The sequence below is a fragment of the Microbacterium sp. genome, from assembly GCF_051953575.1.
Classification (GTDB): Bacteria; Actinomycetota; Actinomycetes; order Actinomycetales; family Microbacteriaceae; genus Microbacterium.
Genome location: NZ_JBQCIP010000316.1, coordinates 1 through 23,020, shown reverse-complemented (window position 1 = coordinate 23,020; position 23,020 = coordinate 1). Strand labels below are relative to the sequence as shown.

22 protein-coding genes are annotated in these 23,020 nt (G+C 69.6%); 11 read left to right on the top strand and 11 right to left on the bottom strand.

Features of this window, described 5'->3' with window-relative positions; all coding sequences use genetic code 11:
• Positions 1–450 precede the first annotated feature (450 nt).
• The 3 genes from ACTHNQ_RS20310 to ACTHNQ_RS20300 all read right to left on the bottom strand — a co-directional run bounded on the left by ACTHNQ_RS20310 (position 451) and on the right by ACTHNQ_RS20300 (position 3,018).
• Positions 451–681 carry a hypothetical protein gene (locus tag ACTHNQ_RS20310; RefSeq protein WP_440335730.1) on the bottom strand — a complete coding sequence of 77 codons (231 nt, stop codon included), beginning with the start codon at positions 679–681 and terminating at the stop codon, positions 451–453.
• Positions 682–868: 187 nt separating this feature from the next.
• Positions 869–2,233, bottom strand: coding sequence for a diguanylate cyclase (locus tag ACTHNQ_RS20305; protein ID WP_440335729.1), 1,365 nt, complete (start codon positions 2,231–2,233; stop codon positions 869–871).
• Positions 2,230–3,018 (bottom strand): alpha/beta fold hydrolase, encoded by a 789-nt coding sequence (locus ACTHNQ_RS20300; protein WP_440335728.1) that lies wholly within the window; start codon positions 3,016–3,018, stop codon positions 2,230–2,232. The genes ACTHNQ_RS20305 and ACTHNQ_RS20300 overlap by 4 nt, the downstream gene beginning before the upstream one ends.
• A 217-nt stretch (positions 3,019–3,235) precedes the next feature.
• Between ACTHNQ_RS20300 and ACTHNQ_RS20295 the strand changes: the two genes are divergently transcribed.
• Positions 3,236–3,979 carry a TetR/AcrR family transcriptional regulator C-terminal domain-containing protein gene (locus tag ACTHNQ_RS20295; protein WP_440335727.1) on the top strand — a complete coding sequence of 248 codons (744 nt, stop codon included), beginning with the start codon at positions 3,236–3,238 and terminating at the stop codon, positions 3,977–3,979.
• Here ACTHNQ_RS20295 and ACTHNQ_RS20290 read toward each other — a convergent pair.
• Positions 3,969–4,757 (bottom strand): EAL domain-containing protein, encoded by a 789-nt coding sequence (locus ACTHNQ_RS20290; protein WP_440335726.1) that lies wholly within the window; start codon positions 4,755–4,757, stop codon positions 3,969–3,971. The two genes, ACTHNQ_RS20295 and ACTHNQ_RS20290, sit on opposite strands and share 11 nt — an antisense overlap.
• A 221-nt stretch (positions 4,758–4,978) precedes the next feature.
• Here ACTHNQ_RS20290 and ACTHNQ_RS20285 point away from each other — a divergent pair, with 221 nt between their 5' ends.
• Positions 4,979–5,467, top strand: coding sequence for a GNAT family N-acetyltransferase (locus ACTHNQ_RS20285; protein WP_440335725.1), 489 nt, complete (start codon positions 4,979–4,981; stop codon positions 5,465–5,467).
• Positions 5,468–5,493: 26 nt separating this feature from the next.
• Here ACTHNQ_RS20285 and ACTHNQ_RS20280 read toward each other — a convergent pair whose 3' ends face one another.
• From ACTHNQ_RS20280 to ACTHNQ_RS20270, 3 genes are read right to left on the bottom strand one after another with little or no spacing between them, the layout of a single operon-like run.
• On the bottom strand, positions 5,494–6,477 hold the full coding sequence (locus ACTHNQ_RS20280; protein WP_440335724.1) for a carbohydrate ABC transporter permease: 984 nt from the start codon (positions 6,475–6,477) through the stop codon (positions 5,494–5,496).
• A complete protein-coding gene (locus ACTHNQ_RS20275) occupies positions 6,474–7,439 on the bottom strand; it encodes a carbohydrate ABC transporter permease (RefSeq protein ID WP_440335723.1) in 966 nt (321 codons plus the stop codon). The genes ACTHNQ_RS20280 and ACTHNQ_RS20275 overlap by 4 nt, the downstream gene beginning before the upstream one ends.
• The gene (locus ACTHNQ_RS20270) at positions 7,439–8,818 is read right to left on the bottom strand and encodes an ABC transporter substrate-binding protein (RefSeq protein ID WP_440335722.1); all 1,380 of its coding nucleotides are present in this window, start codon (positions 8,816–8,818) and stop codon (positions 7,439–7,441) included. Before ACTHNQ_RS20270 ends, ACTHNQ_RS20275 begins: the two co-directional genes overlap by 1 nt.
• Before the next feature lie 222 nt (positions 8,819–9,040).
• Between ACTHNQ_RS20270 and ACTHNQ_RS20265 the strand changes: the two genes are divergently transcribed.
• The 4 genes from ACTHNQ_RS20265 to ACTHNQ_RS20250 all read left to right on the top strand — a co-directional run bounded on the left by ACTHNQ_RS20265 (position 9,041) and on the right by ACTHNQ_RS20250 (position 12,665).
• On the top strand, positions 9,041–9,523 hold the full coding sequence (locus ACTHNQ_RS20265; protein ID WP_440335721.1) for a YciE/YciF ferroxidase family protein: 483 nt from the start codon (positions 9,041–9,043) through the stop codon (positions 9,521–9,523).
• Positions 9,524–9,544: 21 nt separating this feature from the next.
• A complete protein-coding gene (locus tag ACTHNQ_RS20260) occupies positions 9,545–10,009 on the top strand; it encodes a CinA family protein (protein WP_440335720.1) in 465 nt (154 codons plus the stop codon).
• Between the two features lie 149 nt (positions 10,010–10,158).
• On the top strand, positions 10,159–11,334 hold the full coding sequence (locus tag ACTHNQ_RS20255) for a zinc-dependent alcohol dehydrogenase (RefSeq protein ID WP_440335719.1): 1,176 nt from the start codon (positions 10,159–10,161) through the stop codon (positions 11,332–11,334).
• Positions 11,307–12,665, top strand: coding sequence for a cytochrome P450 (locus ACTHNQ_RS20250; RefSeq protein WP_440335718.1), 1,359 nt, complete (start codon positions 11,307–11,309; stop codon positions 12,663–12,665). The genes ACTHNQ_RS20255 and ACTHNQ_RS20250 overlap by 28 nt, the downstream gene beginning before the upstream one ends.
• Before the next feature lie 33 nt (positions 12,666–12,698).
• On the opposite strand, the gene ACTHNQ_RS20245 is transcribed toward ACTHNQ_RS20250, so the two are convergent.
• Positions 12,699–13,652 (bottom strand): helix-turn-helix transcriptional regulator, encoded by a 954-nt coding sequence (locus tag ACTHNQ_RS20245; protein ID WP_440335717.1) that lies wholly within the window; start codon positions 13,650–13,652, stop codon positions 12,699–12,701.
• A 77-nt stretch (positions 13,653–13,729) separates the two neighbouring features.
• On the opposite strand from ACTHNQ_RS20245, the gene ACTHNQ_RS20240 reads away from it, so the two are divergent.
• Positions 13,730–14,854 carry an epoxide hydrolase family protein gene (locus tag ACTHNQ_RS20240; protein ID WP_440335716.1) on the top strand — a complete coding sequence of 375 codons (1,125 nt, stop codon included), beginning with the start codon at positions 13,730–13,732 and terminating at the stop codon, positions 14,852–14,854.
• An 18-nt stretch (positions 14,855–14,872) separates the two neighbouring features.
• On the opposite strand, the gene ACTHNQ_RS20235 is transcribed toward ACTHNQ_RS20240, so the two are convergent.
• Entirely contained in the window at positions 14,873–15,337 is a 465-nt protein-coding gene (locus ACTHNQ_RS20235; RefSeq protein WP_440335715.1) for a hypothetical protein, read from the bottom strand.
• Between the two features lie 162 nt (positions 15,338–15,499).
• Between ACTHNQ_RS20235 and ACTHNQ_RS20230 the strand changes: the two genes are divergently transcribed.
• Positions 15,500–16,495, top strand: a complete 996-nt coding sequence (locus ACTHNQ_RS20230) for an epimerase (protein WP_440335714.1) — start codon at positions 15,500–15,502, stop codon at positions 16,493–16,495.
• Positions 16,496–16,519: 24 nt separating this feature from the next.
• On the opposite strand, the gene ACTHNQ_RS20225 is transcribed toward ACTHNQ_RS20230, so the two are convergent.
• Positions 16,520–17,014 (bottom strand): GNAT family N-acetyltransferase, encoded by a 495-nt coding sequence (locus ACTHNQ_RS20225; protein WP_018172516.1) that lies wholly within the window; start codon positions 17,012–17,014, stop codon positions 16,520–16,522.
• A 17-nt stretch (positions 17,015–17,031) separates the two neighbouring features.
• Between ACTHNQ_RS20225 and ACTHNQ_RS20220 the strand changes: the two genes are divergently transcribed.
• From ACTHNQ_RS20220 to ACTHNQ_RS20210, 3 genes are all read left to right on the top strand, one after another.
• Positions 17,032–17,598: a helix-turn-helix domain-containing protein gene (locus tag ACTHNQ_RS20220; protein ID WP_018172517.1), complete on the top strand. Its 567-nt coding sequence runs from the start codon at positions 17,032–17,034 to the stop codon at positions 17,596–17,598.
• 164 nt (positions 17,599–17,762) lie between these two features.
• Complete coding sequence (locus tag ACTHNQ_RS20215) at positions 17,763–19,058, top strand: ABC transporter substrate-binding protein (protein WP_440335713.1); 1,296 nt, start codon at positions 17,763–17,765, stop codon at positions 19,056–19,058.
• An 88-nt stretch (positions 19,059–19,146) separates the two neighbouring features.
• Positions 19,147–21,954 (top strand): family 78 glycoside hydrolase catalytic domain, encoded by a 2,808-nt coding sequence (locus tag ACTHNQ_RS20210; protein ID WP_440335712.1) that lies wholly within the window; start codon positions 19,147–19,149, stop codon positions 21,952–21,954.
• A gap of 6 nt (positions 21,955–21,960) precedes the next feature.
• Here the strand turns inward: ACTHNQ_RS20210 and ACTHNQ_RS20205 are convergent.
• A partial coding sequence (locus ACTHNQ_RS20205; RefSeq protein ID WP_440335711.1) for a helix-hairpin-helix domain-containing protein occupies positions 21,961–23,020 on the bottom strand: 1,060 nt, incomplete at its 5' end.

Genomic DNA, 23,020 nt, shown 5'->3' with positions numbered 1-23,020 from the left:
GGAACCTGGCGCGCCCGCCTCCATCTTCGACCCGTAACCGTTGGCGCTTGGCGCCCACTATAGGCGACCGACGGCAGATCCTGTCCAAGAGCACAATGCTCAGCAGGAGCTCAATATCGCCATTGATATTTAGCAATATGCTCACGTGATCTGCGTCGCCCCGCCGCCCGATTTCGACGCTCGCCGAGCCCTCCCCTCGGGCGCCCGAGATCGGCGGTTTTCCGGGGATTTTTGCCCGCATTTTGACCGCAAACGGTTTGCCGCAACCCGCTCTCAGCGGTCGCTGAATGTCGTCCTACTCCTCAAGAATCCGCGAAATTCCGCGGTTTCTGCAGGTACAGGTCTGATTGAGCATTATGCTCAGTCGTGTTCGAGTCCCTCCAGGGGCATCGCCCTATCCGCACGCTCACCAAGTGCTTACGGACACGGTTCGGTGGCCGGTGTGCCGCGTCACCTCAGGCGAGCCGCGGGGCGCAGACCGGCCTCCCCAGGCGTGCCGTCCAGGAGGGCGTCCACGGCGGCGAGCGCGTCTGGGAGCGAGTGGAACTCGACCACTCCCAGGTGGTCGCGTACCGAGAGGACGTACACCACCGAGTCCTTGTATTCGAGATACGCCAGGACGCGGCGAGGATCGTGCTCGTCCAGGCGCGGGTCGCACGCGACCCATCCCCCGTCTCCCAACCAGACCAGCTCGCTGTGGTTCCGAGCTTGCTCTGCCGGTTCAGACACTCCGATCACCATCGCGCACCCCCTGGTCACGTGGCGCCCAGAACGCCATCCCGAATTCAGGATGGCGGCATCCGGTCCCCGTGAGAGGGGGCTTGACGAATGCAGCCGCCGTGTGCGGCGACTGCTCCGACCCGCGCGGCTAGGCGACGCTGAGCTGCGACCGGTCCTTGCCGGCACGCTTGGCGTCGTACATGGCCGCGTCGGCTCGGACGAGCAGCTGCTGTGCGGTGGGCTGCGGGTCGAACCCCGGCCGGAAGAGTGAGATGCCGACGCTCACCGAGGCGGTGACGACACCGTCGGGAACGGCGATCGGCTCCCGGCACACCTCGAGGATCCGCTGCGCGATCGCCTCGGCGGCTGCCGCGTCGGCGCCCGGGCAGAGGGCGACGAACTCGTCGCCGCCCATCCGGCCCACGATGTCGCCGGCACGCACACCGCTGTGCAGGCGGGACGCGAGTTCCACGAGGACGCTGTCACCCGCCGCATGGCCGAAGGCGTCGTTGACGCCCTTGAAGTCGTCGATGTCGAGGAACAGGACGGCCAGGGGCTCGAGCGATCCGGCCGCAAGGGTGAGCGCGTCGTCGAGCGACACCTGGAGCAGCTGCCGGTTCGCCACGCCGGTGAGCTGATCGTGCAGCGCGAGGAGCGCCAGCCGCCGCTGCAGGCGCACGCGCACCAGCGTCTGCGAGGCCTGCCGCCCCAGCGCCTGCTGAAGGTCGGAGAAGTGGTCGTCTGCTTCGGTGTGACCGGCGAAGAAGCACACGAGGACGCCGAGCCGCTCGCCGTCCGCGATCAGCGGCGTCACGCTCAGCGAGGCGATGCCGTGATCCCGCATCGCGGCGCTCAGTTCGGCGAACACGACGTCGTCGTCGTGCACCACGGCGACCTCCGCCGTCTCGCGCAGCTCGGGAACCGGGGTCACCTTGCCCTCCAGGGGGTTGGTGCCGCCCATGAGCAGCAGCTGGCCGTCGTCCTGCGTCAGCAGCACGGCCGTCTCGCGGGCCGAGAACGCCTCGCGTGCCACGCCGGCGAAGGACTGCGCGACCTCTTCGTCCGTCGCGCTGACGCCGAACATCGTCGACACCTCCTGCAGCACCCGCACCCGCTGCTCGGACTGCTCGGCGGCTCGCCGTGCGGCGAGAAGGTCCCGTTCGTACCGCACGCGTTCGGTGGCGTTGAAGATCGCGAAGCGGACCACGCCCTGCTGGTCGCGGGACGCGTTCAGCAGCACGGGCAGTTCGGTCCCGTCGGCGCGCCGCAGTGTCAGCGCGACCTCGTCCACCGCGCCGCGCAGATGGAGCACCTGACGCTGACGGGTCTCGAAGAACAGCCGGCTGCCCGGGTCCAGCAGCGTGACGAAGGACCGTCCGAGCAGTTCCGCGCGGCCGTATCCCGACCACCGGAGGAACGTGTCGTTCGCGTCGACGATGGTGCTGTCGTCCGCTGTGGCGATCAGACCGCACGGCGCCAGCTGGAACCAGCTCTCCTCCCCCACGGCCATCATGCGAGGAACCGCCTGACACGCGAGGAGACATCGTCGGGCGCGGAGAGGATGGCGACGTGGCCGGTGGTCTCCATCAGCTCGAAGCTGCTTCCGGTGATCGCGGCGTGCACGTACCGGCCGACCTCGATCGGTGCGATCGCATCGTCCCGGGACTGCAGCACCAGCGTCGGGACTGCCACCTGGTCGAGATCCTTCCGGTTGTCGGACGTGAAGGTCACCCGGGCGAAGTGGCGCGCGATCTCGGGGTCGACGCTGCAGAACCCGTCGGTCAGCCGTTCGTCGAGCATCGGCCGCCCGGGAGTGCCCATGATGACCGGTGCCGTGTCGCGCGACCAGCCCAGGTAGTTGGCGTCGAGCGAGTCCAGGAGCGCGTCGATGTCGGCCGGCTCGAACCCCCCGACGTAGTCCTCGTCGTTGATGTACCGCGGCGAAGGGCTCACGAGCACCAGCGCGCGGTAGCGTTGCGGATTGCGGTTGGCCGCCAGAACGCCGATCATCGTGCTGACCGAGTGCCCGACGAAGACGACATCCTGCGCGCCGAGTGCGTCGAGGATCTCCTCCACATCACGGGCGTAACCGCCGAGGGCGCCGTACTTGCCGCGGTCGTATGCCGACAGGTCGGAGCGTCCGGAGCCGACGTGGTCGAACAGCACGATCGCGTGGTCGGCCTCGAAATGCGGCACGACGAGGTTCCACGTCTCTTGACTGCACCCGAAGCCGTGGGCGAACATCACGACAGGGCCGGAAGGATCGCCCGAGACCGTCACATTGTTCCGGCGGAGCACGTCCACCGGCTCTGTCGCCGACGCCGCTTGCGAGCCGGGCGTCACGATGCGCAGGCGGAACGAGCGAACATGGGGGCCTTTCGAGCAGGCGATGCAGAAGGGGGCTGGACCGCGAACAACCGCTTACACCGTAAGCCTGGGGCGAGCTTACCGTGGATGCCTGCGAAAACGGCACTTCCTCTTCGAAAGACGGCGCTGGTGGAGGAAGATGACCGTCATGACAGGTGAAGAGGGCGCGCAGGCGGAGGTTTCCGCACCCTCTCGGCCGGCATCCCGGCTCAGTCGCGACCTCGTCGTCCGCACCGCTCTCGCACAGATCGACGAGTCCGGTGTCCAGAACCTGTCGATGCGCTCGCTCGCCCAGGAGCTGGGCGTCGAGGCGATGTCGCTCTACCGCTACGTGCAGGGCAAGGAGGACCTGCTCGAGGCTGTCGTCGCGCTGCTGATGACCGACCTGATGCCGAGCCTCGACCCCGCCGTGAACCCGCACTGGCAGGGCTACCTGCAGGCGACGGCGCATCAGATCCGGCGCATCGCGGTCGAGCACCCCCGGGTGTTCCCACTCGTCGCGACGCGGCATCCCGCCGCTCCGTGGCTGCGGCCGCCGCTGCGCAGCGTCGAAGTCGTCAACGAGTTCCTGTCGGCCCTGCTCTCCTACGGCTTCACCGATCGCGAGGCTGTGGACGTCTACCGCTCGTTCACGAGCTTCCTGCTCGGCCAGCTGCTGCTCGAGTCGGCGACGCGGGGAGCTCCGACCGGCCCCATCGACGCGCCGATCGATGAGGGGGACTCCGCGCAGCCGGCGACTGAGAGCGCCGGTCACGCCGACGTCGAGCTGCGGGAAGAGGCACCGGAGGTCGTGCGACTTCGCCCCATGCTCAGCGAGGACCGCAGCGACGAGGAGTTCGAGGTGTCGCTCGAAGCGCTCCTGGACCGCCTGGACCGCGAACTCACACGCTAGCTGTGGCGAGGCGAGCCATGTCGTGCCGGGGAACCGGGCGGCTCAGCAGGTAGCCCTGTGCACGATCGCACCCCAGCCGCGTGACCTTGTCGAGCTGCTCAGCAGTCTCGACCCCCTCCGCGACCACGCGGATGTGGGCGTCGTGGGCGAGCGCGACCGCCTCGGCGACGATCTGCGAGGCCGCGGGCGAGTCATCGATCACCAGGCCCCGGTCGATCTTGAGCTCCGTCGCATGGAGCCTCCGCGCCTGCAGCAGAGACGCCTGGCCCGAGCCGAAGTCGTCGATCGCGATCCCGACGCCCATGCCCCGCAGGCGGTCCAGTCGAGCGACGAGTGCGGGGACGTCGCCGATGTGCCGCCCCTCGGTGATCTCCAGGGTCAGCCGGCGGGCGGGCCGCCGGATGCGGAGGATCATGCGCTCCAGCCACGACGTGAAGTCGGCGTCCTCGAGCTGGGCGGGCGAGACGTTCACCGAGACGTCGAGGCCCCAGTCCGTCATCGCGCTCATGGCCTCCGTCGCCATGAACTCGCCGATCTCGCCGATGATCCCGTCGTCTTCGGCGATGGGGATGAACTCGGTGGGCGGGATGGCACCCCACGTCGGGTGATGCCACCGGCACAGCGCCTCGGCGGCGACGAGCTGGTTGGTGCGGAGGTCGAGCTGAGGCTGGAACCACGCCGACAGCTCGCCGCGACGCAAGGCGCCCTTCAGCGCCCGCGCCAACTCCGCGAACTCGACCATGCGACGGATCCCCACCTCACCGGGCGTGTTCGTCACACCCCGCTCCGCTATCTTGGCATCCGTCACCGCACAGTCCCCGCATATTGACGTCGCCGCATCGGTGAACTATAGGATGCCGCATCCCGGACGCGTGGATCAGCCGGGGCAGCACCACCCCGCGATGCACGCCGGGGCGGGCTTCACCACTCTTTGCGCACGCTCCGGCGCCGCGTCAACCGGGTTGGCAGGACGGGCCGCGCAGTGGTGTGCTGGCGGCGATGAACAGCCCTGCCGATCCGCACGACCTCACCATCCGCGACATCCGAGAGGAGGATGCCGGAGAGGTGCTCACGCTGCAGCGCGCGGCCTTCGTGCAGGAGGCGCTGATCTACGACAGCATCCGGATGCCGCCGTTCACGCAGACCCTCGACGAGGTGAGGGCCGAGCTCGTCGACAACCTCGGGCAGGTCGCCCTCATCGGGCACCGGGTGGTGGGCGCCGTGCGCGCCCGGCGGGATGCCGCACTGCTGCTCATCGGGCGGCTGGCCATCGCGCCCGACGTGCAAGGACTCGGCATCGGCTCACGCCTGCTGGAGGCGGTCGAAGCACGAGGCAGGGATGCCGGCTGCCGTGAGGCGGAGCTCTTCACGGGATCGCTGAGCGAGGCGAACCTGCGGCTGTACAAGAGTCTCGGGTACCGCGAGACGCAGCGCGTCGAAGGCGACGACGGCGTCGAAGAGGTCTTCCTGCGCAAGCCGCTCGTCTGAGCCGCCATCTGCGTCAGCGCACGCGGTCAGCCTTTGACGCCTCCCGCGCTGATCCCGTGGATGATCTGCCTCTGCCCGAGGAAGAACACGATGATCATCGGAACGGTCGCGATCACGCTCGCGGTCACGATGATCTCCCAGTGCCACTCACCGCCGAAGCCGAACGCGTCCACCAGCGACTTCAGCCCTCTCGGCACGGTGAAGTCGGCCGAGTCGCGCAGGTAGATGAGCGCGCGCATCAGGTCGGTCCACACCGCCTGCACCTCGAACACGAAGGTGACCGCCAGCGCGGGCTTGCTCAACGGGAGCGCGATGCGCCAGAACAGGTCCCAGTTCGAGGCGCCGTCGACCCTCGCGGCCTCGAAGAAGTCGCGCGGCAGTCCCAGCATGAACTGGCGGATCAGGAAGACGTAGAAGGCGCTGCCGAAGAGGTTCTGCGCCCACAACGGCACCAGCGTGCCCACGAAGCCGAGGGCGTTCCAGATGAGGAAGGTCGGGATCATCGTGACCGCACCCGGCAGCATCATCGTCGCGAGGACGATCCCGAACAGCGCTCCTCTCCCCCGGAACCGGAAGTACGCGAACCCCCAGGCGACCATGGCGCTCGACAGGGTGACGGTCGTCGCGGCGAGCACGGTCACGAGGAGCGTGTTCCACAGCCACAGGGCGAGGGGCGCGGCCTGCCACACCTGCACGTAGTTGTCCCACGTGAAGGTGTGCGGGATCAGGCTGTTGTCGAACACCTCGCCGCGCGGCTTGAACGACGCACTGATGAGCCAGATGAACGGGTAGGCGAAGACGACCGCGAGCACGCTGAGGGCGGCGATGACGAGCGCCCGCCGCAGCCCGCGATGCCGGCGCTCCGCTCCGCGCGCGCCGGTCCGTGGCCGCCGTGCCGCGGAGCGCTCGCGCTCCGCCTCACCCCGCACGCGCGGCGTCGGCTCGGTGACGGGCTGCCGCGACGTGATCTCGTCCTCGTGCGGCGCTCCGGGCGGAAGGACCCTGGTCATGGCCGATCATCCCCCTCGTAGTAGACGACCCGCCGCGAGACGATGATCTGGACGGCGGTGATCGCCATGATGAGCGCGAACAGCACCCACGCCATGGCTGAGGCGTACCCCATGTGGAGGAACTCGAACGCCTGCTGGAACAGATAGATGGCGTAGAACAACGCGGCGTCGTTGCTGTACGTGGTGTTGCCTGCACCGAAGAACGCCGTGTACGCCTCGTCGAACGTCTGCAGTCCAGCGATGGTGTTCACGACGATGATGAAGAACAGCGCCGGGCTGATCATCGGCACGGTGATCGAGAACGACTGGCGCCAGAATCCCGCACCGTCGAGCTTCGCCGAGTCGTACAGCTCGTCGGGGACGGCCTGCAGAGCGGCCAGCAGGATGATGACCGACGCGCCGACCGTCCACAGGCTCATGATGATGAGGCCCGGCTTGACCCAGGCGGCATCCGTCGTCCACGACGGCCCGTCGATGCCGAACCACCCCAGCACGGTGTTGAAGAGACCGTTCTGCCCGTTGAAGAGCAGCAGGAACAGGATGCCGACAGCCACCGGCGGCGTCATCTTCGGCAGGAAGAACACCGTGCGGAAGAACCCTGCGCTGCGCCCTGCCCTGTTCAGCAGCAGCGCGAGCAGCAGCGACACCACGACATACAACGGCACCTGGACGACCGTGAAGAACAGCGTGTTGCCCAGCGCGAGCGCGACCTTCGGGTCGCTGAACAGCTCTGCGTAGTTCGCGCCGCCGACGAAGTTCGGGTCGTTGATGACGTCGTAGTCGGTGAGCGACAGGTACACGCTGTAGATGAGCGGCCACGCGGTGAACACGGCGAAGCCGATCAGCCAGGGGCTGAGGAACAGCAGCGCGGCTCTCAGGTTGCGTCGCCGCGCCCGCCGGCGGCCGCGTTCACGGTCGACCGTCGGCGCGGGCGGCCCGGCCGTCGCGGCGAGCGCGGTCATCACTTCTCCTTCCCGAGCTTCGCCCACGCGTCGTCGAGGGCCGACTGGGCCGTCTTCTGGGCATCCGCCAGCGCGTCCTTGGCCTCGGCCTTGCCGTCGAGCACCGCGTTCACCGCGTCGAACATGGCGGACTTGAACTCCGCGTCGGCAGGGTTGGCGGGCATCGAGAACGTGTTGTCGTTCGCCTCGTACATCTTCGACACGGCGGTGTCCCACGGCTCGCCGCCCGAGGTGGTCATGTCGTGGATCATCTGGTCGGCCTTCGCGTTCGCGGTGAGGATGCCGGTGAACGGCTTGCCGTCGGCCTTCCGCGCCTCGATCCGCGCTTCGGCGGCCGCCTGCCAGGCATCCACCGAGGTCATCGCGCGCGCGAACCGGCACGCCGCCTCGGGGTTGTCGCTCCCGCTCGGAATCGCCCACGCGGAGCCGGTGGAGTACGCGATCGTGTCGCCGCCACGGGCATGCACGGTGTCGAAAGCCATGGGCGCATCGGGCGAGACGTCGTTGAGCACGTTGACGTACCACTGCTCCATCGGCATGGCGCCCAGCACACCGGTCGCGAACTGGTTCCCCTCGCCGAAGAAGTCGGCGGCGTCGCGGTACGCCTTCACCGCGCTGAATCCGCCCTGATCGTCGTAGATGGATGCCGCCCACTCGAGCGCCTCGACAACCTTCGGGTCATCGAGCTGCGCCTTCTTGCCGTCCGCCGAGATCACGTCGGCACCGTTCGCCTTCGCCCACAGCGGGAGGAACTCGGGGAGCTTGCTGTCGTAGCCGATGACCTGCAGGTTGCTGCCGTCGGACTTCGTGAGCGCCGCGCTCGCCGCCTTGACGGCATCCCAGTCGGAGCCGTTGACGTCGTCGACCGTGAGCCCCGCGGCCGAGAGCAGATCGGCGTTCGCCATCGTCAGCTGCACGCTGTTGAACTCGGGGATGCCGTAGACCGTCCCGTCGAGCGTCACCTGATCGAGCGCGGACGTCACGAAGTCGTCGGTCGGGATCTTCTCGCCCTCGATGCAGCGGTCGAGCGGCACGACCGCTCCCCGCGCCGCCAGCGAGCCGATCTGGTCGCGGCTCGCATAGACGACGCTCGGCGGCTTGCCCGACGCCACCGCCGAGAGGAACTGCTGCAGGTCGAGGTCGCCCTCGGCCAGCTTCACCTTGACGCCGTCGAGCTGCTTCTCGGCGTACTCCACCCGGCTCGTCGCGACCTCGTCGACGCCTGAGAACCCCATCACCGACAGCGTGCCGCTGAGCTTCGCGCTCGCGTCGTACGCGGCATTGTCATCTCCGGCGCCACCCGTGCCGACCGCGCATCCCGTCGCTCCCGCCGCCAGCAGAGCGATGACCCCGGCAGCCGTCCATCGTGTTCCACGCATGATCGCCTCCTCCGCCCTGTCGAAGTGGGCGGTGGCGCGACGGTAAGGACGCCGCGGACGGAACACCGAGGGGATTGACGAACCGCGGGAAGCGGCGTATGGCTCGGCGCCCCGCGCCGCGGGGGTCCGGCGCGCGGTATCGCACCCGCCGCCGGGCCCGCAACCCCCATCCGAGCGGCGCTCGGGCTGCCTAGGGTCGGTGGCACCCAGAAAGGAGCTGCCATGTCGCAGACCACGCTCGAATCCCCCGCCGACCTGCTGCGCTTCCAGCTGCGCACCGCCATGACCATGGAGGACGACTCCCTGGCCGCGTTGGGCGAACTGGAGCAGGCTGCGCGCTCGCAGGAGGTGAAGAAGATGTTCCGCCACCACGCCGACGAGACGCGCGAGCAGATCGAGAATCTGCGGAAGGTGTTCCAGCTGCTCGACATCCCCGAGTCCACCGCGGCCTCGCCCAGCACCAAGGGCATCGCCAAGCAGGCCGAGTCGCTCATCGCGCGTTCGGCACCGGAGCTCCGTGACCAGGTCACTCTCTCGTCGGCGCTCGGCAACGAGCACTACGAGATCTCGGCATACCGGTCGCTGATCCTGGCCACCCGCGCGCAGGGAGCCGCCGACGCCGCCACCCTGCTCAGCGCCAACCTCGACCAGGAGACGCACACCAGCGAAGAGCTGATCAAGAAGCTCGAAGAGCTCGCCGGCTGACCTGCGTCCGGACATGGTTCCATGAACGACGCGATTGCGCGGCTCAGCGATCTCGCACGCGACGACTCGCTGACGATCGCCGTGGCCGAATCGCTCACGAGCGGCCTCCTCGCCAGCCGGATCGGCCAAGGCGAGGGGGCCGCCGAGTGGTTCTGCGGAGCGCTCGTCGCCTACAGGACAGAGGTGAAGGTGGACGTCCTGGGGGTGCCGGAGGGGACCGATCCCTGCTCCGCCGACTGCGCCCGGCAGCTCGCGCGCGGGGTCCGCTCGCTGCTGCACGCCGACATCGCCGTCTCGACGACCGGCGTCGGCGGACCCGACGCCGAGGACGGGCATCCGCCGGGGACGGTGTTCGTGGGATGGGCGGATACGACAGGCGCAGGGGCGGAGCTGCTGCAGCTCGACGGCGATCCGGACGACGTGCTGCGCGGGACCGTCGAGCACGCGCTGCAGCGCCTCGTGCGCCTCGCCGAGCACGCACGCTGACGCGGCGGGCCAGCACCAGGCGCGGGCATGCTCGCACCCGGCGCTGCTCGCGTCAACCCGGGCGCGCGGCCGACGACGCCGCGCCTACGGTCGGCAGAGGGACGGCTCGACCGAGTCGCTCCCCCACCAGCGAACGAAAGGCGGACCCGATGCGGGCGGTCACGTGGCAGGGCAAGCGCAGGATCAGCGTCGAGACGGTGCCGGATCCGACGATCCTCGAACCCACCGACGCGATCGTGCGGATCACGTCGACCGCCATCTGCGGCTCCGACCTGCACCTGTACGAGCTGTTCGGCCCGTTCCTCGATGCAGGCGACGTCCTCGGCCATGAGCCGATGGGCGAGGTGGTGGAGGTCGGCAAGGACGTGACGACGCTCGCGGTCGGCGACCGGGTGGTCGTGCCCTTCAACATCGCGTGCGGGCACTGCTTCATGTGCCGCGCCGGCCTCCAGTCCCAGTGCGAGACCACCCAGGTGCGTGAGTACGGCAGCGGCGCCGCGCTCTTCGGCTACACCAAACTCTACGGCCAGGTGCCGGGAGGCCAGGCGGAGCTCCTTCGCGTCCCCCTCGCCGAATACAACACCGTGCGCGTCGGCACCGACCTGCCGGACCAGCGCTACCTGTTCCTCAGCGACATCCTCCCCACCGCCTGGCAGGGGGTCGAATATGCCGGGATGCCCGACGGCGGGACGCTGGCGGTCATGGGCCTCGGACCGGTCGGGCAGCTCGCCGCGCGGATCGGCGTCTACCGCGGGTACCGCGTGCTGGCGGTCGACCCCGTTCCCGAGCGCCGAGAGATGGCCGATCGGCACGGCGTCGACACCTTCGACCTGACCGACGACATCGTCGACCGGCTGATCGACCTCACCGACGGACGAGGGGCGGATGCTGTCGTGGACGCCGTCGGGCTGGAGGCGCACGGCAACCCGGGCGTCAAGTTCGCGCAGCAGACCGTCGGCCTGCTGCCGGACCCCGTCGCGCAGAAGGTGATGGACACCGCGGGCATGGACCGGCTCGCTGCGCTCTACAGCGCGATCGACCTCGTGCGACGCGGCGGCACCGTGTCGATCAGCGGCGTGTACGCGGGCAATGCGGATCTCATGCCCATGAAGACGCTGTTCGACAAGCAGATCTCGCTGCGGTCCGGGCAGTGCAACGTCAGACGGTGGACCGACACGCTGCTCCCGCTGGTCGAAGACGAGGCGGACCCCTTCGGCGTGACGGATCTCGTCACCCACACCGCCCCGCTCGACGACGCGCCGGCGCTGTACGAGACCTTCCAGAAGAAGGAGGACGGATGCGTCAAGGTGGTGCTCACGCCGTGACCGGTCGTGGTTCCTCCCCCGCACTGCGTTCCCGCCTGAGCGACGACTCGCTGTCGCTGCTGACGCGGGGCTACGACTTCGCCGCCCGCATCTGGCAGCGCGCGCCCCACGGTGCCCGGGCCGCGCCGATGCGGCTCCTGTTCCGGGACGCGATGCTCGTCCGCGGCGCCGAGGCCGTACGCCTCTTCTACGACACCGACGCGATCGCCCGCCACGGCGCGATGCCGGCCATCGTGCAAGAGACGCTGTTCGGGCACGGGTCGGTGCACAGTCTGGACGGCGAAGCACACCGCCACCGCAAGGCGACCTTCGTCGACGTCGCATACGAAGACGCCCAGGTCGAACGGCTGCTCCCGCTGCTGCAGCGGGAGTGGGAGGCCGAACGGACCGCGTGGCTCGGCGGTGGAAGCCGATCCGCCTACGACGCCGCGGTGGGTGCGTTCGGCCGATCGATCATGCGCTGGGCGGGCATCCCGGGCACGCGTGAAGCGCAGACGAGATGGGCGGCGCGACTGGCCCAGATCGTGGACGGCTTCGGGTCGCCCTACTCGCCCGCGTACATCATGGCCCTCCTCAACCGTCGGTGGTCGGACGCGCATGCCGAGCGACTGATCCGGGCGGTGCGCGAGGGACGGCTCGATCCGCCTGCCGAGTCCGCCCTGGCCGCGTGGGCGGAGCACCGGGACGAGGCCGGCAGCCTGCTCGATGCCCGCCTGGCGGGTGTCGAGCTGCAGAACTCGATCCGGCCGATGATCGCCGTGGCCAGGTTCGTCGCGTTCGCCGCCAAGGAGCTCCACGATCGCCCAGAGTGGCGCGCCCGCATCGCCGAGGAGTCCGCACGCCCAGGCATGTCGTCCCCCGGTCCCCTGGCTGTCGCGTTCGCTCAGGAGGTCCGGCGCACCGCACCGTTCGTGCCTGCCCTGCCCGGCTGGGCGACCGAGGACGTCGAACTCGACGGGGTGCAGCTGCCGGCGGGCGGACGCGTCGTGCTCGACATCCTCGGAACCGACACGGACGAGGCATCCTGGCCGAACCCCGCGCAGTTCGACCCGGACCGCTTCATCGGGCTCGACGACTACGAGGCCCTCGCCGCGTTCATCCCCCACGGCGGCGCGGATGTGCGCACCGGTCACCGCTGCCCCGGAGAGAAGCTCGCGATCGCCGGCCTCGCCACTGCGATCGCCACGCTGAGCGATCCTCGTCTGCAGATCCTGGGTCACGGCCTCGGCGTCGACCGGCGGCGTCTGCCGACGAAGCCGCGGTCGGGCGGGCGCGTGCGCACGTCGACGGACGCACCACGCTGCCCGCTGGCCTTCGGCCGTCGCGCGTGAGGTGCGGCCCGGCGCCCGGGGACGGGCGGGAGCTCAGGGGCGTCCCGCGGCGCGATGGAGACGCGCGGCGAGCCTCTCGAAGGCGAGGACGAGCTCCGGACCCTCGATGACCTCCACTTCGACCCCGAGCTGCGTCAGCCAGAGGGCGAGCGCCTCCGGGTCGTCGGAGCCCAGTTCGACACGGCAGGTGGAGGCATCCACCTCTTCGATGTCGACGGGTATCACGATCTTCGCGGCGACCGTCGCTGCCGGCGCGTGGACGAGCACGCGCGCCCGGTAGCGCCAGCCGGCCTCGACGATGCGGCGGACCACATGGCGGACGACGTCGTCCTCCGGAATCCGTCGCGGCCGGAAGCGCGCACCCGTCGGCGCGCCCGGGACCATGCGGTCCACGCGGAACACCCGCCAGTCGTCCCGATCCAGGTCCCAGGCGAACAGGTACCAGAGCGGTCCCCAGCTCACCAGGCGCTGGGGCTCGGCATGGCGCGCCTCGAGGACTCCACCCGGCTTCGTGTACCCGAAGCGCAGCCGCTCGTGACCACGGACCGCGGATGCGACCGCCCCGAGTCCCGACAGATCCAGAGCCGGTTCGGTGCCCGGCACGACGCTCGTCGCCTCCCGGATCGCCGCCACCCGCCGCCGCAGCTGCGCAGGCATGACCTGCTCGAGCTTCGCGAGCGCCGTCAGCGAGGTCTCTGCGACGCCGATCCGCCACGTCGCGACCGCGCCAAGCCCCACGGCGACGGCGACGGCCTCGTCGTCGTCCAGCAGCAGCGGCGGCATCGCCGTGCCGGCAGCCAGCCGGTACCCGCCCGCGACCCCGGGGCGGGCATCCACCGGATAGCCGAGTGCGCGCAGCTTGACGACGTCGTTGCGCACGGTTCTCGTGCTCACGCCGAGTCGAGCGGCGAGATCGGAGCTCGTCCAGTCCCGCCGGATCTGCAGCAACGACAGCAGCTCGAGCAGGCGGGCGGAGGTCTCCAGCATGCGCTCCATCATCCTCGCCATCGCGGAAGCTGATCTGCCGCGATTGTCGACAATGTCGAGGCATGGACACCCACGCGATGACCCCCTACCGTATCGACATCCCGCAGGCGGCTCTCGACGATCTGCACGATCGGCTCACCCGGACGCGATGGCCGTTCGCCGTGCCCGGCCGCGACGACCGGAACGACTTCAGCCGCGGCATCCCCCTCATCTACCTCCGGGAGCTCGCCGGCTACTGGAGGGACGAGTTCGACTGGCGCGCGCAGGAGCAGGCGCTCAACGCGCTGCCCCAGTTCACGACCGTCGTCGACGGTCAGACGTTCCACGTCGTCCACGTGCGCTCGGGCAATCCCGCAGCGACGCCCCTGATGCTCAATCACGGCTGGCCGAGCTCCTTCGTCGACTACCTGCGGCTCATTCCGCTCCTGACGGACGAGTTCCACGTCATCGTCCCCTCGCTGCCCGGTTTCGCCTTCTCCACCCCGCTGTCGGGAACCGGCTGGGAACTGTCGCGGACGAGTGACGCCTTCGCCGAGATCATGACGCGACTCGGCTACGACAGGTTCGCTGTGCACGGCACCGACGTGGGCTCGGGCATCGCCGGCCGCCTCGCCACGACCTGTCCGGACCGCGTCATCGGCATGCACATCGGGGTCGACCGCGCCGTGCTCGGCCTCGTGGGAGTCAAGTTCCCGCCACCCGAGGGCCTCACCGAGGCCGAGATGGCCCAGCTCGACGCGATACGGGCCGACTACGCGGCGGAGCGCGGATACCTGGAGATGCAGGACCACCGCCCCGACACGATCGCCGCGGCGCTGACCGACTCCCCCGTCGGCCAGCTCGCGTGGATCGCCGAGAAGTTCAAGACCAGGACGGGCGCGGCGTATCGCACGCCGGACGAGACCGTGGACCGCGACCAGCTGCTGACGAACATCAGCCTCTACTGGTTCACCCGCAGCGGGGCATCCAGCGCCCAGTTCTACTACGAGTCGGCGCACTCGGGGCTCGCACTGGCCATGGCTGCGGGCGTTCCTACCGGCTGGGCCGTGTTCGACGCGCACCCGCTGACGCGCCGGGTGATGGACCCGGCGGGTGCGATCGGCCATTGGAGTGAGTTCGCGGACGGCGGTCACTACCCGGCGATGGAGACGCCCGACCTGCTCGCGGGCGACCTCAGGACGTTCTTCCGCAGCATCCGGTGAGAAGGCGGAGGGCGGCGGTCAGATGTACCACTCGCCGGTGTTCACACCGGGGCGGTGGTGCAGCCGCCCTCCGTCGATGGGCGCCGTCTCGTGGCCGACGAGCTCCTGCACCCACAGCGGCTGATGCTCGATCATCACCGAGCCCGCGCCGGCCGTGAAGTACGCCGCTATCGGAGGGCTGGCGATGAACGCGGCCGCCAAGGTCTCGGCGCCCGCGACCCTGACCAGCGCGTCACGCGCGAACAGATCGTGCATGAGCACGGCGAACGCCTCGGGGTCGTCGGAGCGCGGTCTCGCCGGCGCGCCGGGCAGCAGGGTGCACAGCTCGTCGAGGAGGTTCTCGCGCTGCACATCCGACAACCGTGCGAAGGCTGCGGCGAACGATCGGTCGGCGACGCTCGCCGGCACGTTGCCCAACAGATAGGCATAGCGGGCGAGCTGTTCGTCTCGACTGATCTGGCGCTGCGTCTGTCGCCTCTTCACTGTCCCTCCCGATGGATGAGCGTCAGGCTACGCCCGCGGGCGGGCGCCGTCGAGAGGAACGACCACCTCCCGCGTGCGGGCGGTGTCCATGGATGCCGCGCACGAACCCCGAACCGACGCCAGACGTTACTGAACACGTTCAGAACCGTGTAGCGTCGAGGCATGGAGACGCGTGAGCAGCCGGTCGCCGTGATCGCCGGGGCGAGCGGATTCATCGGACGCGCGGTCGGCGACGCGCTGGTGGCCGACGGCTACCGGCTGCGTCTCGTCGGACGGAGCTCGGAGATCCCGTGGAGCGACCCCCACGCGCTCAGAGCCGCCGTCGACGGCGCCGACATCGTCGTCAACCTGGCGGGCAAGTCCGTCGACTGCCGCTACACCGACAGCAACCGACGCGAGATCCTCGACTCCCGCGTGCGGACGACCAGGGCCCTGCACTCGGCGATCGCCGAGGCGGGCCGGCCGCCGCGCTTATGGCTCAACGCCTCCACGGCCACGATCTACCGGCACGAGATGGAGCGACCGAACACCGAGTCGACCGGCGAGATCGGCACGGGGTTCTCGGTGGACGTCGCGACCGCGTGGGAGCGCGCCCTGTTCGATGGGTCTCTGCCCGGCACCCGACGGGCGGCGCTCCGCATGGCGATCGTCCTCGGGGACGGACCGGCGACGCGCATGCTGTTCGCGCTCGCGCGCACGGGACTGGGCGGAACGCAGTTCGACGGCTGGTGCCCGCCGCACCGCCGGGACCGCGGCATCGGCGAGCACCCGACCGGACCGGACCGCGCCGCGTGGTACCGCACGCATGGGCGCCAGAAGTTCAGCTGGATCCACCTCGACGACGTCGTCGGCGCCATCCGCTTCATCCGCGACGACGACCGGCTGGAAGGTCCGGTCAACCTCGCGTCACCGCATCCTTCCGACAACCGCACCCTGATGCGCACGCTGCGGCGCACGGTCGGCGCGCCGATCGGGGTCCCGGCGCCGCGGATCGCGCTCGAGGCCGGCATGTGGGCGATGCGCTCGGAGGCCGAGCTTCTCGTCAAGAGCCGGTGGGTGATCCCGGAGACGCTGAGGGACGCGGGATTCACGTTCGCGCACCCCGACCTCGAAGCCGCTCTGAAGGACGTGCACGAACGTGCCGGCCGCCGCGGGTGAGACGGTCCCGTCAGTCCCGTCCCATCAGTCGAGCGGCAGCTGCAGGATGGCGAGGTCCAGCCGGTCCCCGAACTTCGTCCCCACGTGGCGCAGCGTTCCGGCATGCTCGAAGCCGAACCGCTCATGAAGCCTGATGGATGCGGTGTTGCCCGACTCGATATCGGCGATCATGACGCGCATGCCCGCGCCGCGAGCGAGACCGATGAGCTCGCCGAGCAGCAGGCCGCCGATCCCCCGCCCACGGAACCTGCCGTCGAGGTAGATCGAGTCCTCGACGGTGTAGCGATACCCCGACTTGGGTCGCCAGGGGCCGTAGCTGGCGTAACCGGCGACGACACCCTCGACGTCGGCGACGATGACGGGGTGTCCCGCCGCCCGGCGGGTCTGCAGCCACTCCTCGCGTTCGGCCCGGTCGACGGGCGCGTCGGTCCAGATCGCCCGCGAATGGGCGATCGCGTCGTTGTGAATGGCCAGGATCGCATCGAGATCGGCGTCCTGGGCAGGGCGGAGAAGGGTCATGCCCATATAGTAGACAGATGTCGCAGATATCAGACGCCGGGACGGTCGATGTGGCCTCGGCGGTGCGCAGCGCGCGGGAGCAGCGGGGCTGGTCGGGCAGTGAGCTGGCCGCGGCGTCGGGCGTCTCGCGCGCCATGATCGATCGCATCGAGCGCGGTGCGAGCAGTCCGACCGCCGCCTTGCTCGGAAAGCTCGCGACCGCCCTCGGCCTCACCCTCTCGGGTCTGCTCGGCCGTGCTTCCTCGCCCGGGTCCGGAGTCGTGCGCGACGGGGCACGAGCGAGCTGGACTGACCCTGACACCGGCTACCAGCGCCGCCAGGTCGCGGCCGCCCCCGCGTTCCCCGTCGATGTCACCGAGGTGCACCTGCCACCCGGCGCACGGGTCACTTACCCCGCTGCCACGTACGCCTTCTGCCGTCATCTGATCTGGGTCACCGAGGGCACGCTGACCTTCCATGAGGGCAGCACGGTCCACCGTCTCCAGGCGGGCGACCGGCTGATCCTCGGCGAACCGAACGAGTGCACCTACGAGAACTCCGAAGACGACGACTGCAGCTACTTCGTGGTCGTCGCGCCCGCCTGACGCGGTCAGGACGCGCGGCGGGCCGACGGCCACCTGGCATCAGCAGCGCAGTTGCGCGGCATAAGCACCACAAATGTCGGAATCAGACAAATGGTGCAACGCTGTATTGAAACGTTCAACCCAGTCGGCGAACGCCGACGACAATGATGTCAGGAAGGGTAGACATGTCCCCGCACACCCCACCCGAGGCCGCCCGGTGGCCGCTTCTCGCCGCACCGCTCATCGGAGCCCTCATCCTTGCCGGATGCTCTTCACCGGACGGCGGATCCGAGGGCGAACCCGGCGGTGGCGAGTCGAGCGGGTTCTCCATCATGGTCGCCCAGTCGAACGACGCCGACGACTACTGGGCCGAGTTCGCCACACAGTACACCGACGAGACCGGCGTCCCGATCGAGGTGATCCCCTACCCGGGAGACGCCTACAACACCCAGGTGACGACGCAGCTGCAAGGCGGCAACGCTGCCGACATGATGATCCTCTCGCCCGGAACCGGTCAGGCGATCTCGGTCGTCACCCTGGCCGAGGCAGGACTGCTCGAGCCGCTCGACGAGACCTCCGCCGCCGTCATCCCCCAGGGCACGGAGTCGCTCTACGAGGTGGACGGCGAGATCTATGCGCAGCCCGCAGCGCTCAACCCCACGGGTTTCATCTACAACGACGCCGGGGCGACCGATGTCGGCATCGACGAGTTCCCCTCGTCCTATGAGGACATGCTGAGCGCGTGCCGCCTCGCCCGCGAAGGCGGAAAGTCCTTCACCGTGCTGGCAGGTTCAGCGCCGCCCAACAACGGTCTCCTCGCCATGGTCATCTCTGCGACACAGGTCTACGGGCCCACCCCGGACTGGAACCAGCAGCGCGCGGCGGGCGACGTCACGTTCGCCGACAGCGACTGGCGAGACGTCCTGGAGACGATCGTCGAGATGAAGGACACCGGCTGCTTCCAGGATGGCGTCGAAGGGGGGACCTTCGACTCCATCACCCAGGGCATCGGCGGGCAGACGTCGCTGACGGCGAGCGTCCCCGGCTCGGCAGCCGCCTCGATCGGCGGGGCGACGGGCCTTGACCTGACCGTGCAGGCGTTTCCGGCGGCAGACGGAGAGGACCCGTTCATCGTGGCCTCCGCAGGCTACGCGTGGGCGATCAGCGCCGCAGCCGATGACGACGCCAAGGCCGCAGCGCAGGACTTCCTGGACTGGGCCGCCGATCCGGAACAGGCCCAGACCTTCGCAGACCTCTCGGGCCTCGTCGCGATCACGGGTGTGGACGCCGCGAAGCTGCAGCCGGCGTACCAGCCCGTCGGCGACCTGCTCGAGCAGGGCTCGTTCGTGGACGCTCCGCTCGCCACCTTCCCGAACGCCGCCGTCTACGACGCCCTCACCGTGGGCGTCCAGGGTCTGCTGACCGGTCAGAAGACGCCCGACCAGGTCCTCGACGAGATGGATGCCGCGTGGGATTCATGAACCGCCGGTAGGAAGGGATGCCGCCTGGGGCTCCCCGGGCGGCATCCACCTGTCGCACGCACATCAACCATCGTGAGAGGGACGTGTCATGACGACACTCAAGAATCTTCGCGTCGAGCAGCTGGATCGCCCGCTCGGCCTGTGGACCCGGCATCCGCGATTCTCCTGGCAGATCGTCTCGGCGACCGCCACGGGCGTGACCCAGACCGCGTACGAGCTGGAGATCCACAGCGGCCGCGCGCCGGAGCGCGTGCACCGCACGGGCAGGATCGAGTCGCGCGATTCGGTGCTCGTCTCGTTCGACGGCTTCGAAGCCGACTCGGCCACGGAGTATCGCTGGCGAGTCCGGTGCTGGGTGAATTCCGCGTCCGAGCCCACCGCGTGGGCCGAATCGGCGTTCGAGACGACGCTGCTTCGTCCCGACGACTGGCACGCCCGGTGGATCCAGCCCGCGCAGACCCCGGTGCGTCCGGACGGGGCTGCCAGCTTCCCGGAGCTGTTCACGCTGCGCATCGACACGCCGCCAGAGGAGAGGCTGCTTCCGACGCCGTATGTGCGTCAGCGGTTCCGACTCGACGAGACCCCGGCGCGGGCGCGCCTGTACGCGACCGCGCACGGGATCTACGAGGCGCAGCTCAACGGCGCACCGGTGTCGGACGAGCTGTTCGCACCGGGCGTCGAGAGTTACGACATCCACTTGTCGTTTCAGACCTACGACGTGACCGACCGCCTGGTCGCGGGCGAGAACGTGCTCGGCGTCGTGCTGTCCGACGGCTGGTATGCCGGCCGGGTGGGGATCCTCGGCGCGAGCCGAGGGTACGGCGACACGCTGAAGGCGCTGTGGCAGCTCGACATCGAGTACGCCGACGGCAGGCGGGTCGCGATCGCCTCGGACGGCACCGGCGTGTCGTCGACCGACGGACCCATCCGCTACGCCGACCTCGCGGTGGGCGAGCGCTACGACGCCCGCATCCCTTGGGATGGGTGGAGCACCGCCGGCTTCGACGACTCCACGTGGACGCCGGTCACAGAGGTCGACATCGACCAGGCGCTCGTGCCGTTCGTCGGCGAACCGGTCCGGCGGGTGAGCGAGGTGCCCGCGACGCAGCTCCTGCACACCCCCACCGGCGACACCGTCGTCGACTTCGGCCAGGTGGTCGCGGGCAGGGTGCGGTTCCGGGTCCGCGGCGAGCGCGGCCGGATCGTGCGGCTGGAGCACACCGAGGTCCTCGATCAGCACGGCGACTACTTCCACAACATCGTGGGGCCGAACAAGGACCAGACCGACGTCTACATCCTCCGCGGCGACCCGGACGGCGAGAGCTGGGAGCCCTCCTTCACCTTCCACGGCTTCCGCTACGCACGCATCACCGGTTTTCCGGAATCCGCGAGCGCGGACGACTTCACCGCCATCGTCACCTCGTCGGACCTTCCCGTCATCGGGCGCTTCGAGACCTCGGACGAGCGGCTGAACCGGCTGCACGCCAACGTGCTGTGGAGCCAGCGTGCGAACTTCCTCTCCATCCCGACCGACTGCCCGCAGCGCGAGCGATACGGCTGGACAGGCGACCTGCAGATCTTCGCCGCCGCCGCGGCCACGAACATGGCGGTCGGGCCGTTCCTGTCGCGGTGGCTCAGGATCGTCCGGGACGACCAGCTGCCCGACGGTCAGATCATGAACATCTCTCCCAGCCCGCCCCAGCTGGACCACCTGATGGACGGACCGGCCCCCAGCTACGACGATCCGATCATGCTGCTCGCCTCGTCGGCCGGCTGGGGCGACGTGATCGCGATCGCACCGCTCGTGCTGTTCGAGCACTTCGCGGACCGCCGGGTACTGGAGGAGAACTACGCCGCGATGCAGGCCTGGGCGCAGTACCAGATCGACAGTGCGTCGTCCGGCCTTTCCCCTCGCCTCGATGAGACCGCGCTCTCGCCGGAGCAGCGCGAGCGGCAGCGATTCCTGTGGAACAACGAGCCGAACTTCGGCGACTGGCTCGCCCCCAGCACCCTGAAGGGGCCCGAGGCGAGTCAGATGACCGCGCCCCGGCGCACCGGAGAAGTGATCGGCTCGATGTATCACGGTCATCTGATGGACGTGATGGCAGAGATCGCCACGATCCTCGGACACCGCGACGATGCGGCCCGCTATGCGCTGAGGGCGCGGGATGCGCGCGACGCGTTCGCGGCGGAGTACATCGATGCGGACGGGCGCATCCCGGGCGGCCTGCAGGGTCCGTACGTCGTCGCGCTCGCCTTCGATTTCGTACCCGAAGGCCGCAAGGCGGAGGTGATCGCGCAGCTCGTCGGACTGATCCACGAGGCCGGCGACCATCTGGACACCGGCTTCCTCTCGGTGCCGTTCCTGTTGGACGTGCTGTGGGACAACGGCCATCGCGACCTGGCACGCACGCTGCTGTTCCAGGACACGGCGCCGTCCTGGCTCTACCAGGTGGCGCAGGGCGCCACGACGATGTGGGAGGGGTGGGAGGCCATCGCACCCGACGGCACGGTGACGGACCTGTCGTTCAACCACTACGCCTTCGGCTGCGTGGACGACTGGCTCTATCGGCGGGTCGCCGGCATCCAGCCGGCAGGCCCCGGCTACCGCGAGTCGCGCATCGAGCCGGACGTCCTCGGTCCGCTCACCCGCGTCGCCGCGGCGATCCAGACGCCCTACGGCGAGCTCGCCGCCCGGTGGGACAGGACCGAGGAGGGCCATGTGGAGCTGGTCGTGAACGTGCCGCCCAACACGACGAGCAGCATCCATCTGCCCGACACCGCGCGCGACATCCTTGTCGACGGAACCGCCGGGGACGTCGGAGACCCCCTGATCATCCCCGTCGGCTCGGGCGAGATGACCGTGACCTTCCGTCTCGCCGCGGCGGCGGACTGACGGCTCTCACCGGAAGTCCCTCGCCCGGTGCTGCACGCCCACGCGCAGGTCCTCGAACGCGTCGGCGATGAGGTTCGTCACCCCCTCGGCCGAGCGTTCCAGCAGCCCGCGGACGATCAGCGCCGGCGAATCCCGCACGACACGGCGGTAGCGGTTCCAGACGCCGAGCGAGCACACGATGTTGACGAGGCCGTGCTCGTCCTCGAGGTTGATGAAGGTGATGCCGGATGCTGTCGCCGGGCGCTGCCGGTGCGTCACCAGTCCCGCCACCTCGACCCGGCGCCCGGTCTCGGCGGTGCGCAGCTCGCGCGAGGTCAGGACGCCGCGCGCATCCAACCCGGAGCGGTAGTGGGTGAGCGGGTGGTCGTCGGTCGAGATGCCGGTCGCCCACAGGTCCGCGGCGAGACGCTCGTAGCTGGTCGGATCGGGGAACAGCGGAGGCTGCACCGCGATGAGGGAATCGGGCAGGAACTCGGGACGGTCCTGCGCCGCCGACCCGGCCAGCCAGATCGCCTCGCGCCGGCTGATCCCGAGACACTCGAATGCGCCCGCTGTCGCCAGCGCCTCCACCTGCGCGGCCGTGATGCTGGTACGGCGCACCAGATCGCGCAGATCGCGGAACTCTCCCCCGGCCTCGCGTGCGGCCACGATGCGCTGCGCGACCGTCGTACCGATCCCCTTCACCCCCGCCAGCCCCAGACGCACCGCGAACCCGCCGTCGCGACGGTGCGCCGCCGACTCGTCCGGAGCGCGGAGGTCGAACACCCCGACCGGCGGCTGATCCCGCTCCAGGCACGAGTCGAGGCCGGTGGCCGCCACGGCAGCGGGGCCGGCATCCACCGGCTCGAGCACCGCCTCGACACCCGAGGCGTGCAGATCGGGGCGGCGCACCTCGACGCCGTGGCGCCGTGCATCGGCGGTGAGGGTCGCGGGCGAGTAGAAGCCCATCGGCTGCGCCCGCAGCAGCCCGGCGAGGAACGCGCCGGGGTAGTGCAGCTTGATCCACGAGCTGGCGTACACGAGCAGTGCGAACGACAGCGAATGCGACTCCGCGAACCCGAAGTTC

Bases quoted from the DNA above. Each gene is read 5' to 3' on its own strand.
- ACTHNQ_RS20305 (WP_440335729.1), bottom strand. From the start codon at position 2,233: ATGATGGCCGTGGGGGAGGAGAGCTGGTTCCAGCTGGCGCCGTGCGGT.
- ACTHNQ_RS20295 (WP_440335727.1), top strand. From the start codon at position 3,236: ATGACAGGTGAAGAGGGCGCGCAGGCGGAGGTTTCCGCACCCTCTCGG.
- ACTHNQ_RS20285 (WP_440335725.1), top strand. From the start codon at position 4,979: ATGAACAGCCCTGCCGATCCGCACGACCTCACCATCCGCGACATCCGA.
- ACTHNQ_RS20280 (WP_440335724.1), bottom strand. From the start codon at position 6,477: ATGACCAGGGTCCTTCCGCCCGGAGCGCCGCACGAGGACGAGATCACG.
- ACTHNQ_RS20275 (WP_440335723.1), bottom strand. From the start codon at position 7,439: ATGACCGCGCTCGCCGCGACGGCCGGGCCGCCCGCGCCGACGGTCGAC.
- ACTHNQ_RS20270 (WP_440335722.1), bottom strand. From the start codon at position 8,818: ATGCGTGGAACACGATGGACGGCTGCCGGGGTCATCGCTCTGCTGGCG.
- ACTHNQ_RS20265 (WP_440335721.1), top strand. From the start codon at position 9,041: ATGTCGCAGACCACGCTCGAATCCCCCGCCGACCTGCTGCGCTTCCAG.
- ACTHNQ_RS20260 (WP_440335720.1), top strand. From the start codon at position 9,545: ATGAACGACGCGATTGCGCGGCTCAGCGATCTCGCACGCGACGACTCG.
- ACTHNQ_RS20255 (WP_440335719.1), top strand. From the start codon at position 10,159: ATGCGGGCGGTCACGTGGCAGGGCAAGCGCAGGATCAGCGTCGAGACG.
- ACTHNQ_RS20250 (WP_440335718.1), top strand. From the start codon at position 11,307: ATGCGTCAAGGTGGTGCTCACGCCGTGACCGGTCGTGGTTCCTCCCCC.
- ACTHNQ_RS20245 (WP_440335717.1), bottom strand. From the start codon at position 13,652: ATGCTGGAGACCTCCGCCCGCCTGCTCGAGCTGCTGTCGTTGCTGCAG.
- ACTHNQ_RS20240 (WP_440335716.1), top strand. From the start codon at position 13,730: ATGACCCCCTACCGTATCGACATCCCGCAGGCGGCTCTCGACGATCTG.
- ACTHNQ_RS20230 (WP_440335714.1), top strand. From the start codon at position 15,500: ATGGAGACGCGTGAGCAGCCGGTCGCCGTGATCGCCGGGGCGAGCGGA.
- ACTHNQ_RS20225 (WP_018172516.1), bottom strand. From the start codon at position 17,014: ATGACCCTTCTCCGCCCTGCCCAGGACGCCGATCTCGATGCGATCCTG.
- ACTHNQ_RS20220 (WP_018172517.1), top strand. From the start codon at position 17,032: ATGTCGCAGATATCAGACGCCGGGACGGTCGATGTGGCCTCGGCGGTG.
- ACTHNQ_RS20215 (WP_440335713.1), top strand. From the start codon at position 17,763: ATGTCCCCGCACACCCCACCCGAGGCCGCCCGGTGGCCGCTTCTCGCC.
- ACTHNQ_RS20210 (WP_440335712.1), top strand. From the start codon at position 19,147: ATGACGACACTCAAGAATCTTCGCGTCGAGCAGCTGGATCGCCCGCTC.